This is a genomic window from Vibrio sp. HI00D65 (assembly GCF_001635455.1).
Lineage (GTDB): Bacteria > Pseudomonadota > Gammaproteobacteria > Enterobacterales > Vibrionaceae > Vibrio.
This window is the reverse complement of record NZ_LWEH01000021.1, coordinates 1-407: the sequence shown is the minus strand read 5'-3', so window position 1 is coordinate 407 and position 407 is coordinate 1. Positions and strand designations below refer to the sequence as shown.

Sequence of the window (407 nt, the reverse complement as noted above, 5' to 3'; positions counted from 1 at the left end):
GTCTAGCAGCTCAATACTGGGAAAACCACGAAGACCTCAGCGCGATGGATGATTTCCTTCAAACGGCTCTAATGGGTTCATTAGAAGGCGAAGCGATGACCACACCTCGCGACGTTGTCTTATACGGCTTTGGTCGTATCGGTCGTCTACTAACTCGTATTCTTGTAGAAAAAAGCGGCCCAGGTTACCCACTTCGTTTACGTGCAATTGTGGTTCGTGGTGGTAAAGACGGTGATTTAGAAAAACGTGCAAGTCTACTACGTCGTGACTCAGTCCATGGCCAGTTCAATGGCAGCATCGTTGTTGCGTTGACTAAGGTCTTACCGAAGAGGATAACTTCTACGCCTTTTTGGCGGTATAACTAACCTAAAGTTGGAGCGATGGATTCAGCAATAGTTTGACTAGTT

At 46.7% G+C, this 407-nt stretch carries 1 pseudogene; it reads left to right on the top strand.

Features of this window, described 5'->3' with window-relative positions:
- Positions 1-305: pseudogene (locus A3712_RS05360) on the top strand (glyceraldehyde 3-phosphate dehydrogenase NAD-binding domain-containing protein); the annotation flags it as partial.
- Positions 306-407: the final 102 nt, after the last annotated feature.